The following is a 13,099-nucleotide window of genomic DNA, read 5'->3' as shown; positions in this document are numbered from 1 at the left end:
TTCCCTGCGATCGGTGACCACGAGCGGTGCGACCTCGAGGAGGCCCGTTCGCGGCCGGCTCGCCGCCGACCGGCCGAGACGATGCGCCCTGGCGCGGGTATCGGCCGGTCGGCGGTGAGCTTGGGGGCCGCGAACACGTCGCGGCCACGCGACAGCTACTTCAAGCCCTTGGCCCAGTCGTAGGACTTCAGGTACGGGTCCGGGGTGATCGCCTTGCCGGAGTCCCACACCGTGTAGATCAGGCCGTCCGCGCGGATCTCGCCGATGCGGGCGGTCTTGGTGATGTGGTGGTTGGAGCCGTCGATGGTGACGGTGCCCTCGGGGGCTTCGAAGCTGACGCCGTCAGCGGCGGCCTGCACGTCGGCCACGGCGAAGGACTTGGCCTTCTCGACGGTGTTCTTCCACAGGAAGACCGAGGCGTAGGCGGCTTCCATCGGGTCGGAGGTGGGCTTGTCGGCGCCGAAGGCGGCCTTGTAGTCGGCGACGAACTTCTTGTTCACCGGGGTGTCGACGGTCTGGTAGTAGTTCCAGGCGGTCAGCTGGCCCGCGATGTTCTGCGCGCCGATACCGGCGACCTCCTCCTCGGCGATCGACACCGAAACCACCGGCATCTCGGCGGCTTTCAGGCCGGCGTTGGTGTACTCGCGGAAGAACGCGACGTTGGAGTCGCCGTTGAGGGTGTTGAAGACCGCGCCCGCCCTGGCGTTGCGCACCTTGTTGACGATGGTGGAGAAGTCGGTCGAGCCGAGCGGGGTGTAGTCCTCGCCCTTGATCTCGATGCCGTTGGCCGCGGCGTAGGCCTTGATCTCCCGGTTGGCGGTCTGCGGGAAGACGTAGTCCGAGCCGACCAGGTAGAGGGACGTGATGCCCTTCTGCTTGAGGTAGTCCAGCGCGGGGATGATCTGCTGGTTGGTGGTGGCGCCGGTGTAGAAGATGTTCTTGCTGTCCTCCAGGCCCTCGTATTGCACGGGGTAGTAGAGCAGCGAGTTCAGGCTCTCGAACTTGGGCTTCATGGCCTTGCGGCTCGACGAGGTCCAGCCGCCGAACACCGCGGCGACACAGTCGGAGCTGATCAGCTTCTCCGCCTTCTCGGCGAAGGTCTTCGGGTCCGACGCGCCGTCTTCGAGGACGATCTCGACCTTCTTGCCGAGCACGCCGCCCGCGGCGTTGATCTGGTCGATCGCCAGCTTGGTCGAATTGGCCACGGTGACTTCGGAAATGGCCATGGTGCCCGACAGCGAGTGCAGCGAGCCCACCTTGATGGTGTCTTTGGTGGTGTCGACGCAGGACGCGGCGGTCGTGCCGGGCGACGCGTCGTCGCGCGCACCGCAACCGGTGAGCAACAGGCCTGCGATGGCCACCGCGGCAGGCACCGTGAGTGCCTTGACCAAACGGGATTCAGACATGGGGCGGTTCTCCTCATCAGGTGTTACGGCGGCGCCAAGCGCGCCACAACGAACACCGCCGCGGTCTGCCCCGGTGACTGGATGTACACCGAGTTGTATACAGCGGCTGTATTCGTGAGCGGAACAGTAGAGGGAACTTGTTGCACCGGAATATCTCTCGGTCACGTGTCCGTTTCGTCTGTTTCATCCGTGTGAACAAATGCTCGACGCGAGGTACGGGGGTCTGCGCGCCTACGGTTGCGTAGGGACGCCATGGTGCGGCACGCTTCGAATTCGTACGACGTCGAACAGCCGGAAGACGCGGCGCTCGGGCCGTGTGTGGTCAGTCGAGGAGGAGCCCAATGGGGCACTACAAGGCGAACGTGCGGGACATCGAGTTCAATCTGTTCGAGGTGCTGAACCTCGACAAACTCCTGGATACCGGCGCCTACGGCGACCTGGACTCCGAGACGGTGCGGCAGATCCTCGACGAGGTCAAGCGCCTGGCCGAGGGCCCGATCGCGGACTCGTTCGCCGCGGCCGACCGGCACCCCGTGGTCTTCCGTCCCGACACCTTCGACATCTCCGTGCCCGAACCGCTGCGCAAAACGGTGGCCGCGGTCCAGGAGGCGGGCTGGTTCCGCCTCGGCATGCCGGAGGGTATGGACGGCACCGCCGCCCCGAACGTGCTGATGTGGGCGATCAACGAGCTGGTCATCTGCGCCAACCCGGCGGCCAGCTTCTTCAACATGGGTCCGCTGATGGGCTCGGTGCTCTACGAGGTCGGCACCGACGAGCAGAAGCGCTGGGCACGTGGCGGATTCGAGCGCGGCTGGCAGGGCACCATGGTGCTCACCGAGCCCGACGCCGGCTCCGATGTCGGCGCGGGCCGCACCAAGGCCGTGCCGCAGCCCGACGGGTCGTGGCACATCGAGGGCGTGAAGCGGTTCATCTCCGGTGGTGACGTGGGTGAGGTGGCGGAGAACGTCTTCCACCTGGTGCTGGCCCGGCCGGAGGGCGCCGGTCCCGGCACCAAGGGGCTGTCGCTGTTCTACGTGCCGAAGTTCCTGTTCGATCCCGAGACGCTGGAGCTGGGCGACCGCAACGGTGTGTATGTGACCGGGGTCGAGCACAAGATGGGGATCAAGTCCTCGCCGACCTGCGAGGTCACCTTCGGCGGCACGGCGGTGCCCGCCAAGGGCTGGCTGGTCGGCGACGTGCACAACGGCATCGCGCAGATGTTCAAGGTGATCGAGAACGCGCGGATGACGGTGGGTGTGAAGTCGTCCGGGACGCTGTCGACGGGGTATCTGAACGCGCTGGAGTACGCCAAGACCCGGGTGCAGGGCGCGGATCTGACGCAGATGTCGGACAAGGCGGCGCCGCGCGTCACCATCACCCATCACCCCGATGTGCGCCGGTCGCTGGCCATGCAGAAGGCCTACGCGGAGGGGCTGCGCGCGGTGTATCTGTATACCGCCGCGCATCAGAACGAGGATGTGGCGCAGCTCGTCTCCGGCGCCGACGCGGAGCTGGCGCACCGGGTGGACGACCTGCTGCTGCCGATCGTCAAGGGTGTCGGTTCGGAGCGGGCCTACCAGTTGCTCACCGAGTCGCTGCAGACCTTCGGCGGTTCCGGCTATCTGCAGGACTATCCGATCGAGCAGTACATCCGCGACGCCAAGATCGACTCGCTCTACGAGGGCACCACCGCGATCCAGGCGCAGGACTTCTTCTTCCGCAAGATCATTCGCGATCGCGGCGCCGCGCTGGCGCACGTCAACGCCCAGATCACCGCCTACCTGGACAGCGACACCGGCCGCTTCGCCACCGAACGCGCCCTGCTGCGCACCGCCCAGGCCGACATCGGCGCCATGGCCGCCACCCTCACCGGCTACGCCATGGCTGGCCAGACCGACCCCACCGAGCTCTACAAGGTCGGCCTCGGCTCGGTCCGCTTCCTGATGTCGGTCGGCGACCTCCTCATCGCCTGGCGCCTCATGGTCCAAGCCGACATCGCCGCCGCGGCCCTGGCCACCGACGCCGCCCCCAAGGACCGCCCCTTCTACCAGGGAAAAGTGGCCGTGGCCAGCTTCTTCGCCAAGAACGTCCTGCCCGAACTCACCGCCACCAAGAACATCCTCGCCACCATCGACAACGACATCATGTCCATCCCGGAGGAGGCCTTCTGAAGGCTCGCCCTACTTGATCAGGTAGGGCGAGACCGAGCTGCGGTGTTCGCTGATGTCGAGTGCCTTGCCCAACGGGGGGGAAGGCGCGTTGGGGGCAGTTGGAGCGGACGCAGACCCGGCAGGCGCCGATGGGGGTGGCGGTGGCTTCGCCGAGGTCGATGCCGTCGGCGTAGACGACGCGGCTCGCGTGGCGGAGTTCGCAGCCGAGGCCGATGGCGAAGGTCTTGCTGGGCTGGCCGTAGCGGGTGGCGCGGCGTTCGACGGTGCGGGCGACCCAGAGGTATTTGCGGCCGTCGGGCATCTGGGCGATCTGGGTCATGATCTTGCCGGGGTAGGCGAAGGTCTCGTAGACGTTCCACAGCGGGCAGGTGCCGCCACTGGCGGAGAAGTGGAAACCGGTGGCGGACTGGCGTTTCGACATGTTGCCCGCGCGATCGACGCGGACGAAGGAGAACGGCACGCCACGCAGGCTCGGCCGCTGCAGGGTCGAGAGCCGGTGGCAGATGGTCTCGTAACTCTGCGAGAAGAACGCCGACAGGCGCTCGATGTCGTAGCGGAAGTCCTCGGCCACCTCGTGGAAGTGGGTGTAGGGCAACACCGTCGCCGCGGCGAAGTAGTTGGCCAGGCCGAGCATGGCCAGCTTGTGTGCGGCCTCGGAGGCGAAATTGCCCTCCTCGACCAGCTTGTCGAGCAGCGGCCCGCATTCGAGATAGGCCAGTTCGGCGGCCAGCTTGAAGGTGCGCTGCCCGCCGGACAGGTGCGGGGAGATCTCGAGCTGATTGGTCTCGGGATCGAAGTGGTGCAGCACGCCCTCGCCGAGGTCGATCCGCTCGACGATCCGCACGCCGTGCGCGCGCAGCAGCCGGACGATCTCGGTGCTCACCTCGCCGCCGTGGAACCGGATGCGCGCGGTGAGGTCCTCGGCCGCGGTGTCGAGCTCGTCGATGTAGTTCTGGCGCTGATAGAAGTAGTCGCGCACTTCCTCGTGCGGCTTGCTGATCGCGGCGCTGCCGGAACCGTCGGAGAAGCGGTCCTCGGTGGCGGCGGCCAGCTGGGCGCTGGTGTTGCGGTACCGGTTGTGCATGGCGACCAGGGCCCGCGCCATGCTCGGATGCGCCGAGACCATGTCGGCGATCTCCTGGGTGTCGGCCTCGATGCCGAGCTCGGCGTCCATCACGACTTCCTGCAGCTCGGCGATGAGCCGGGTGTCGTCGTGGGCGGAGAAGAAGGCCGGGTCGACGCCGAAGACCTCGTTGATCCGCTTGAGCACGGGCACCGTCAGCGGCCGCACGTCGTGCTCGATCTGGTTGAGATAGCTGGCCGAGATCTCCAGTTTCTGGGCCAGTGAGACCTGGCTCAGCCCACGCTCGGTGCGCAGCTGGCGCAGCCGCGCACCGACATAGGTCTTGGCCATATGTCCAGTTTATGGCCGGTTTCGCACCCTTGCCAATGGATTCTTAACAGCGTGGTCTGAGCGATGTGTCACACCGCCGCGCTACGGTCGTCGAGTGCTGTTCAGCGATGTCGTCGCGGCCTCGGCGGCCGTGCGAGCGACCCGGTCGCGCAAGGCGAAGATCGCCGCGCTGGCCGGGCTCTTCGCCGCCGCGAGCCCGGCGGAGATCGGGATCGTGGTCGCGTGGCTGTCCGGTGATCTGGTGCAGGGCCGGATCGGCGCGGGGTGGCGCACCGTGGCCGGGCTGGAGACGCCACCGAGCGCGCAGCCGCGCCTGACGGTCGACGAGGTCGACGGTGTCTTCACCGAACTCACCGGGCTCAGCGGCACCGGCTCGACGCTGCGCAGACGCGAACTGCTGACGGCGTTGTTCACCGCCGCGACCGAGGACGAACAGTCCTTCCTGGTCCGGCTGCTCACCGGGGAACTGCGGCAGGGTGCGCTCACCGCGGTCGTCGTCGAGGCGCTGGCGCAGGCCACCGGCGTCCCGGTCGAGGTGGTCCGGCGCGCGCACATGCTGTCCGGGCAGCTGCCCGCGACCGCCGTCGCCGCGGTCACCGGCGGCGCGGCGGCGCTGACCGCGTTCCGGCTCGAGGTCGGCAGGCCGGTCGCGCCGATGCTCGCGTCACCTGGCGGCTCGCTGGACGAGGCGCTGGCCGAACTCGGTCCGCAGGTGAGCGTCGAACACAAACTCGACGGCGCCCGGATCCAGGTGCACCGCGACGGCGAGCGCGTGTGGGTCTTCACGCGCACGCTGCGCGACATCACCGCGAGCGTCCCCGAGCTGGTCGCGCTGGTCGCCGGCCTCGACTGCGTCAGCGTGGTGCTGGACGGGGAGACCCTCGCACTGACCGACGCGGGCAGACCACGCCCGTTCCAGGAGACGATGAGCCGGTTCGCCACCGTCGGCGAGGACGCCAGGGACCTGCTGCTGCACCCCTACTTCTTCGACTGCCTGCACCTCGACGGCGTCGACCTGATCGACGAACCGCTGCGGGCCCGCCGCACCGCGTTGGCCCGGGTGGCGGGCGAGCATGTCATCCCGGCGCTGGTCGCCCCCGTCGCCGCGGCCGCCGCCGAGTACTACGACGACGCGCTGGCCGTCGGCAACGAGGGCGTGATGATCAAGGCCCTGGACGCGCCGTACGCGGCGGGCAGGCGCGGCAAGGCGTGGCAGAAGATCAAACCGGCGCACACCCTCGACCTGCTGGTGATCGGCGCGGAGTGGGGTTACGGCAGGCGCACCGGGTTCCTGTCGAACCTGCACCTGGCCGCGCGCGACTCGGAGACGGGCGAGCCGGTGATGGTCGGCAAGACGTTCAAGGGCCTCACCGACGAGCTGCTGCGCTGGCAGACCGCGGAGTTCCCGCGCCACCAGACCCACACCGACGGGCACGCCGTGTTCCTGCGGCCGCGGCTCGTCGTCGAGATCGCGCTCGACGGTATCCAGGCCAGCACCAGGTATCCCGGCGGCGTCGCCCTGCGCTTCGCCAGGGTCCTGCGCTACCGGCCGGACAAGGAGCCGGCGCAGGCCGACACGATCGACGCGGTGCGCGCGCTGGGGGTCGCGGGCTGACCTGTTCGGGACTTACCTGCAACAGTTTGGCAATCCGGTATCGGCATACGACACACTGTTCGGGTGAGCGCCGAACTAATGGTCCTGTTGATCGTCATCGTCACAGCTCTCGCATTCGACTTCACCAACGGATTCCACGACACGGCCAATGCCATGGCGACCTCGATCGCCACCGGCGCGCTGAAGCCGCGCGTGGCGGTGGCGCTGTCCGGCGTGCTGAATCTGATCGGCGCCTTTCTGTCGGTATCGGTGGCGGCGACTGTGGCCAAGGGCATCGTGCAATTGAACGACGTGAGCGGACAGGACCTCCTCGTCATCGTCTTCGCCGGTCTGGTCGGCGGCATCCTGTGGAACCTGCTGACCTGGCTGCTCGGCCTGCCGTCGAGTTCCTCGCACGCGCTGTTCGGCGGCCTGATCGGCTCGACGATCGCCGCGCTCGGCTGGAACGGCGTGATCTGGGCGTCGGGCTCGGAGGGCGTGCTGATCAAGATCGTCCTGCCCGCGATCCTGGCGCCGGTGATCGCCGCGCTGGTCGCGGCCATCGCCACCGTCCTGGTCTACCGGATCACCCACGGCGTCGACGAGGACAAGGCGAACGAGGGCTTCCGCTGGGGCCAGATCGGGTCGGCGTCGCTGGTCTCGCTGGCCCACGGCACCAACGACGCGCAGAAGACGATGGGCATCATCTTCCTGGCGCTGGTGGCCTACGGCACGCTCGACAAGGACGACCACATGCCGCTGTGGGTGATGGCGGCCTGTGCCGTGGCGATCGCCCTCGGCACCTATCTCGGCGGCTGGCGGATCATCCGGACCCTGGGCAAAGGTCTGGTCGAGATCGAGTCGCCGCAGGGCCTGGCCGCCGAGTCCACCTCGGCGGCGATCATCCTCACCTCCGCGCACTTCGGCCTGCCGCTGTCGACCACGCAGACCGCGACCGGCGCGATTCTGGGCACCGGCATCGGCAAGGGTGTCGAGGTGCGGTGGCGGGTGATGGGCCGGATGGCGGTCGCCTGGCTGCTGACACTGCCGATGGCGGGCATCGTCGGCGCGATCTGCTGGGCCATCGCGCACCTCATCGGTGGCCTGCCCGGCGTCCTGGTGGTGTTCGCGATCTTGATCGCCGGTGCGCTCGGCATCTATCTGCGGTCGCGGCGGGACCCGGTCGGCACCCACAATGTGAACGAGTGGCCCGAGGGTGTGCCGCCCGCGGCGACGCCGTCGTCGGTCGAACAGAACCACGCCGGGTAGAAGGGAGCGATCGTGCATACCGTGATCACGAATCTGAGTTCACTGTGGGAAGTGGTGCTGGCCGCGCTGGTCTTCGGCGCCGGGGTGCCCGCGGTCTTCGCCTTCGCGGTGCGCTGGTGGGCCCAGGCGGAGACGGTCGACGCCGAAGGTCGCGTCCGCCGGAACTACCCGGCGCTGGCCGGGGCGCTGATCTGTGTGGTCCTCATCGTCATGGTGGTGATCACCGGAATCCTGTTCACCGCCAAGGCGTTCCTCGCCCATCAGTTCGGCATCCATCTGTTCGGTCAAGCATGAGCGAGGACGCGATGACAGATCCGACCCCCACTCCCGCCGTCCGCGGCAACCTGCTCTCGCGGGTGCTGGGCTGGCTGCGCGCCGGATATCCGCAGGGCATCCCGCAATCGGACTATGTCGCGCTGTTCGCGGTACTGCACCGGCATCTCACCGACTACGAGGTGGTGGTCATCGGGGAGAAACTGATCGAGGCCAACCCGAACCGGGAATCGATCAGCGAGGCCGAGATCGCGGCGGCCATCGCCGATTTCGCCAAGGAGCAGCCCGCGCCCGACGATGTCTCGCGCGTGGCTTCGCAGCTGGCCGCCGGTGGCTGGCCGTTGGCCGAACCGCTCGACGACGGCGAACCGGCGCCCGACCAGGACTGAAGTTACCGGCGCGATAATTCCGCTGGGCCAGTGGAATTCGTGGCAGAACCAATTTCCGATTCGCCCGGCTGCCCGGCGGGTGCGCGCTAGCATGCCAGGGTGGTTCGGCGTGTGGATGAAACCGATAGTGGTCGTAGTTACGGTGGATTGTCGCGCCAGCAGCGAGTAGCCATGCGGCGCAACCGGTTGACCGATGCCGCACTGGAACTATTCGGTACCCAGGGTTATTCGTCGACGTCGATCGAACGCCTGTGCGCGACGGCGAATGTGTCGACCCGCAGTTTCTACGAGGACATCGGCAGTCGCGAGGCGCTGCTGATCGCCCTCGTCGACCGGCTCAACACGGCCGCGCTGCACCGGGTCGACGAGGCGCTGGCACGCGCCAGCGAGCAGCCGCTGGTGGTGCGCGTGGTGGAGAGCTTCCGTGCCTTTCTCGCCGTGACCTGCCGGGATCGCCGGGCGGCCAGGGTGTTCTACGTCGAGGTGGTCGGTGTGAGCCCGGTGGTGGAGGAGTGGCGCCGCGCGCAACGGCGATCGGTCTCCGGCTTGCTCACCAGGGAGGCCCAGCGCGCCGCCGCGCGTGGTGAAGCGGAATCGCGCAGTGTGCATCTGTTCACGCTCGCGTTGATCGGCGCGGTGAATTCCCTGGCGCAGGAGATGGTGCACGCCACCGTTCCCGGCGACGCGATCTCGGTCGACGAGATCTGCGACGAGATCGCCTATTTCATCCGGTCCGGGCTCTCGGTCCGGCCTTCGGCACTGCCGACCTGAGCGCACGAAACCCGAACACACGAAAAGGGAGGCGTCCGATCGGACGCCTCCCTTTTCAGGTGTGGGGAGAATCAGATACCCATGCCCTGGGCGAGCATCGGCCACGACTCGTGCAGCGCCTGCTCCCAGTACGGCCAGTAGTGGGTGCCGACCGGGTTGAACATGTAGGTCGCCGGGATGCCCAGCGAGTCCAGCTTGGTCTTCAGGTTCTGCGTGCACGCGTTGGTCGCGGCTTCGATCGCGACGCCGAGGCCGAGGTTGACCACGCCCATCGGGCCGTTGCCCTCGGTGTAGTACCGCACGTCCTCCATCACCGGCAGGCCGCTACCGCTGGAGATGTAGAGGTTGGTGCCGCGCAACTTCTCGGCGTTGAGGACCGGGTCGTTGGCGACCCAAGCCGGGTCGTTGTCACCGCCGTACATGTTCTCGGTGTCACCGCCCGCCCAGGTCTCCACGGAGAACTTGACGAACTGCCTGCCCATGGGGTCGGCGATCTGCGCGCAGCCGGAGTAGGCGGCCACGGACTTGAACAGGCCCGGCTTGGCCTCGGCCAGTTGCAGCACCGAGGTGCCGGAGGTGGACAGGCCGGCCAGCGAGTTGAGGCCGGTCGAGTTGAGGGTGCTGTCGAGCAGCGGGGGCAGCTCCTGGGTGAAGAAGGTGTTCCACTTGTTCAGGCCGAGGCGCGCGTCTTCCTTCTGCCAGTCGGCGTAGTAGCTGCCGCGGCCGCCGATCGGCTGGATGACATTGACCTGCTTGTCGGCCAGGAAGCCGAGCGCGTTGGTCTGCGCGGCCCAGCTGGCGGTGCCCTCACCGGCGTCGAGGCCGTTGAGCAGGTAGAGGTTGGGGGCGGGCTTGGACTCGTCGACCGGGCGCTGCACGTCGACGGTGATGTCCTTCTTCATGGCCGCCGAGTACACCTTCAGGTGCCAGGTGCGCCCGTCCTTGACGATCGACGACACGGCCGAGGGCTTCTCGGGTTCGGCCGATGCGGCACCGCCTGCGATCACGGCCACCGACAGCGCGGCGGTCAGAGCCACGGCGGTGGTGCGCAGTGCGGCCACGGTACGTACAGCTGAGAGCTTCATCGAACAGTCGGTTCCAGTCCACGGGCCGTGTCGGCTCCGTCATCGCAGTGCTTCCCCCCTTGGCCGAACGATGCGCGCTCGACGGCTGCGGGGCTGTCAGATCCTCCGACACTCTATGTCCTCCGGCGGGACAGAATCGTTACTGGTTCACAAATAGCAGTGACCTCGAGCACGGTTAACGACCGCGCAATACTGCCCGCGAATCGGAAATACCGCCGCAACCAGCCGCTCTTATGGTGACGGCCATGGGTAAGGAAATCTCCGGTGGCGCGTCGGCCGGGATCGAGATCAGCGGTTTGAGCAAGACGTTCCGGGTGGGTCGCGACACCGTGCGCGCGCTCGACTCGGTCGATCTGCGGACCTCGAACGGCGCATTCCTCTCCTTGCTCGGCCCGTCGGGATGTGGCAAATCGACCGTTTTGCGAATTCTGGCCGGTCTCGACGAACCGACCGCAGGCACCGCCACCATCAACGGGCTGACGCCGGAGCGGCTGCGCGGCGGCCATCAGCTCGGCATCGCCTTCCAGGATTCGGCGCTGCTGCCCTGGCGCAGCGTCGAATCGAACATCCGGCTGCCGTTGCAGGTGGCCGGGCTGCCCGCCGAACCGGAGCGGATCGCCGAACTGATCGCGCTGGTCGGGCTGGAGGGCTTCGAGAAAGCCAAGCCGGCGCAGTTGTCCGGCGGTATGCGCCAACGGGTTTCGATCGCGCGGGCGCTGGTGGTGCAGCCGTCGGTGCTGCTGCTCGACGAACCCTTCGGCGCGCTCGACGACATGACCAGGCAGCGGCTGAATCTGGAACTGCTGCGGATCTGGACCGAGCAGCCCGCGACGACGCTGATGGTCACCCACGGCATCGGCGAGGCGGTGTTCCTCTCCGATGTGGTGGCGGTGATGAGTCCGCGACCGGGCCGGGTCCTGGAGCTGGTCGAGATCGATCTGCCGCGCCCGCGCACGCCCGAGATGATGCGGACCCCGGAATTCCACAAGCTCTGCGATTACCTGTCCGAGCTGCTGTTCGGGCGCGGTGGTGTGGCATGAGTGAGGCACTCGCGGTGTCCGGGCCTGCGGCGGTGACGCCGCCGGGTCGCGTCCGGCTACGGAAGGGAATCGGCGGCCCCCGGGTGGCGGGCGTGCTGGGGGTGGCGGCGCTGATCGCGCTGTGGTGGGTGCTGGCGGCGGCCGGGGTGGCAGGCGGCACGATCCCCACGCCCTGGCGGGTGCTGTCGACCATGTGGTCGGACGGTTGGGGTCTGTACGGGCCGAACTTCCGGGTGACGGCGGCGGGGGCGCTGCAGGGCTTCCTGTGGGGCAACGCGCTCGCGATCGGGATCGCGGCGCTGATCATGCTGATCCCGCGGATCGAGCCGCTGGCCACCCAGCTGGCCATCCTGAGTTACTGCACGCCACTGGTGGCGCTGGGCCCGATCATCCTGGTGGTCTTCGGCGGCCGCACCCCGACGGTGTTCCTGGCCGCCATGTACTGCTTCTTCACCACCATGGTCGGCGCGGTCACCGGCCTGCGCTCGGCCGATCCGGCGAGCCTGGACCTGGTGCGCGCCTACGGCGGCGGCCGCTGGCAGCAGCTGTACCGGGTGCGGGCGATCGCGGCACTGCCGAACACGTTCGCCGCCTTGAAGATCGCCGCGCCGTCGGCGGTGCTCGGCGCGATCATCGGCGAGTACCTGGGTGGTGTCGACAGCGGGATCGGCGTCGCGCTGACGGCCGCGCAGACCGCCTACAACGTGCCGCGCACCTGGGGCATGGCACTGGCCGCTGCGGCGCTGGCCGGGTTGGGCTATCTGCTGGTCGCGGTGGCCGCGCGACTGATCACGCCGTGGACGGCGACCACGGAGGAGGGCCGATGACCACCACCGCGCTGCGCCGGATCGGCCGGTTCCTGCTGCCGCTGGCCACCTCGCTGATCCTGCTGCTGGTCATCTGGTCACTGTTCCTGCGGGCGTTCCCGCAGATCGGGCCGAGGGTCGGCAAGACGCCCTCGGATATCTGGCGCTATCTGGTGACCGCGCCGGGTGCCGCGACCGCCCGGCAGGCGATTGTCGACGACCTCGCGATCACCCTGCGCGACGCCGCGATCGGCTTCACCGTCGGCATGCTCGGCGCGCTGGGGGTGGCCGCGCTGTTCGTGTTGTATTCGGCTGTGCAGCAGACGTTCATGCCGGTGGCGATGCTGCTGCGCTCGGTCCCGCTGGTGGCGTTGAGCCCGATCGTGGTGCTGGTCTTCGGCCGTGGCACGGCAGGGGTGGCCGTGCTGACCGCGATCGTGGTGTTCTTCCCGGCGCTGGTGATGATCATGACCGGTTTGCGCGAAGCGCCTAGGCAGGCCATGGAATTGGTGACGGCCTACGGCGGCTCGCGCTGGACCGGGCTGCGGCTGGTCGCGGTTCCCGCCGCGCTGCCCTCGGTGTTCGCGGCGGCGCGAGTGTCGGTGCCGGGCGCGCTGATCGGCGCGCTGCTCGGTGAATGGCTCGGCAGCGGAACGGGTTTGGGCGCAAGTTTGGTGCGCGCCATTCCGATGTTCCAGTACAACCGGCTGTGGGCGTCGATCGTGGTGGTGACCGTGGTGTCGGTGCTGCTCTACGCGATCGTGGGCGTGATCGAGAATCTGGTGCTCGCGCGGTTCGGGCCGAGCGCGGGTAAGGCCTGATCGGGAGGGAATGGCGGCGGAACGCGGACGCAAAGAGAACGAAACGCGTCGAAACTACAT

At 68.0% G+C, this 13,099-nt stretch carries 11 protein-coding genes and 1 pseudogene; 9 read left to right on the top strand and 3 right to left on the bottom strand.

Going from position 1 to position 13,099, the window contains the following annotated elements:
- Window positions 1–155: 155 nt before the first annotated feature.
- On the bottom strand, window positions 156–1,406 hold the full coding sequence (urtA, locus tag NV348_RS12985; RefSeq protein WP_447147156.1) for an urea ABC transporter substrate-binding protein: 1,251 nt from the start codon (window positions 1,404–1,406) through the stop codon (window positions 156–158).
- 341 nt (window positions 1,407–1,747) lie between these two features.
- Here urtA and NV348_RS12980 point away from each other — a divergent pair, with 341 nt between their 5' ends.
- The gene (locus NV348_RS12980) at window positions 1,748–3,577 is read left to right on the top strand and encodes an acyl-CoA dehydrogenase (RefSeq protein ID WP_447147155.1); all 1,830 of its coding nucleotides are present in this window, start codon (window positions 1,748–1,750) and stop codon (window positions 3,575–3,577) included.
- Window positions 3,578–3,586: 9 nt separating this feature from the next.
- Here NV348_RS12980 and ramB read toward each other — a convergent pair.
- Window positions 3,587–4,991 (bottom strand): annotated as a pseudogene (ramB, locus tag NV348_RS12975) (acetate metabolism transcriptional regulator RamB).
- A 94-nt stretch (window positions 4,992–5,085) separates the two neighbouring features.
- On the opposite strand from ramB, the gene NV348_RS12970 reads away from it, so the two are divergent.
- The 5 genes from NV348_RS12970 to NV348_RS12950 all read left to right on the top strand — a co-directional run bounded on the left by NV348_RS12970 (window position 5,086) and on the right by NV348_RS12950 (window position 9,287).
- A complete protein-coding gene (locus NV348_RS12970) occupies window positions 5,086–6,606 on the top strand; it encodes an ATP-dependent DNA ligase (RefSeq protein ID WP_447147154.1) in 1,521 nt (506 codons plus the stop codon).
- A gap of 63 nt (window positions 6,607–6,669) precedes the next feature.
- Window positions 6,670–7,854, top strand: a complete 1,185-nt coding sequence (locus NV348_RS12965; RefSeq protein WP_447147153.1) for an inorganic phosphate transporter — start codon at window positions 6,670–6,672, stop codon at window positions 7,852–7,854.
- A gap of 12 nt (window positions 7,855–7,866) precedes the next feature.
- Window positions 7,867–8,148: a hypothetical protein gene (locus NV348_RS12960; protein WP_447147152.1), complete on the top strand. Its 282-nt coding sequence runs from the start codon at window positions 7,867–7,869 to the stop codon at window positions 8,146–8,148.
- A gap of 11 nt (window positions 8,149–8,159) precedes the next feature.
- Window positions 8,160–8,516, top strand: a complete 357-nt coding sequence (locus NV348_RS12955; protein ID WP_447147151.1) for a DUF3349 domain-containing protein — start codon at window positions 8,160–8,162, stop codon at window positions 8,514–8,516.
- A 111-nt stretch (window positions 8,517–8,627) separates the two neighbouring features.
- Window positions 8,628–9,287, top strand: a complete 660-nt coding sequence (locus NV348_RS12950) for a TetR/AcrR family transcriptional regulator (protein ID WP_447147150.1) — start codon at window positions 8,628–8,630, stop codon at window positions 9,285–9,287.
- Between the two features lie 71 nt (window positions 9,288–9,358).
- On the opposite strand, the gene NV348_RS12945 is transcribed toward NV348_RS12950, so the two are convergent.
- Window positions 9,359–10,372 (bottom strand): alpha/beta hydrolase, encoded by a 1,014-nt coding sequence (locus tag NV348_RS12945; protein WP_447147149.1) that lies wholly within the window; start codon window positions 10,370–10,372, stop codon window positions 9,359–9,361.
- Window positions 10,373–10,617: 245 nt separating this feature from the next.
- On the opposite strand from NV348_RS12945, the gene NV348_RS12940 reads away from it, so the two are divergent.
- From NV348_RS12940 to NV348_RS12930, 3 genes are read left to right on the top strand one after another with little or no spacing between them, the layout of a single operon-like run.
- Window positions 10,618–11,412, top strand: a complete 795-nt coding sequence (locus NV348_RS12940) for an ABC transporter ATP-binding protein (protein WP_447147148.1) — start codon at window positions 10,618–10,620, stop codon at window positions 11,410–11,412.
- Window positions 11,409–12,239 (top strand): ABC transporter permease, encoded by an 831-nt coding sequence (locus NV348_RS12935; RefSeq protein ID WP_447147147.1) that lies wholly within the window; start codon window positions 11,409–11,411, stop codon window positions 12,237–12,239. Before NV348_RS12940 ends, NV348_RS12935 begins: the two co-directional genes overlap by 4 nt.
- Window positions 12,236–13,039, top strand: a complete 804-nt coding sequence (locus NV348_RS12930; protein WP_447147146.1) for an ABC transporter permease — start codon at window positions 12,236–12,238, stop codon at window positions 13,037–13,039. Before NV348_RS12935 ends, NV348_RS12930 begins: the two co-directional genes overlap by 4 nt.
- Window positions 13,040–13,099 lie beyond the last annotated feature (60 nt).

The sequence above is a fragment of the Nocardia fodinahabitans genome (assembly GCF_052983615.1).
This window is presented reverse-complemented; position numbering and strand designations above follow the sequence as displayed.

What these genes read in the sequence shown, in the direction of transcription:
- urtA (WP_447147156.1), bottom strand. Translation starts at nt 1,406, where the DNA reads ATGTCTGAATCCCGTTTGGTCAAGGCACTCACGGTGCCTGCCGCGGTG.
- NV348_RS12980 (WP_447147155.1), top strand. Translation starts at nt 1,748, where the DNA reads ATGGGGCACTACAAGGCGAACGTGCGGGACATCGAGTTCAATCTGTTC.
- NV348_RS12955 (WP_447147151.1), top strand. Translation starts at nt 8,160, where the DNA reads ATGACAGATCCGACCCCCACTCCCGCCGTCCGCGGCAACCTGCTCTCG.
- NV348_RS12945 (WP_447147149.1), bottom strand. Translation starts at nt 10,372, where the DNA reads ATGAAGCTCTCAGCTGTACGTACCGTGGCCGCACTGCGCACCACCGCC.
- NV348_RS12940 (WP_447147148.1), top strand. Translation starts at nt 10,618, where the DNA reads ATGGGTAAGGAAATCTCCGGTGGCGCGTCGGCCGGGATCGAGATCAGC.
- NV348_RS12935 (WP_447147147.1), top strand. Translation starts at nt 11,409, where the DNA reads ATGAGTGAGGCACTCGCGGTGTCCGGGCCTGCGGCGGTGACGCCGCCG.
- NV348_RS12930 (WP_447147146.1), top strand. Translation starts at nt 12,236, where the DNA reads ATGACCACCACCGCGCTGCGCCGGATCGGCCGGTTCCTGCTGCCGCTG.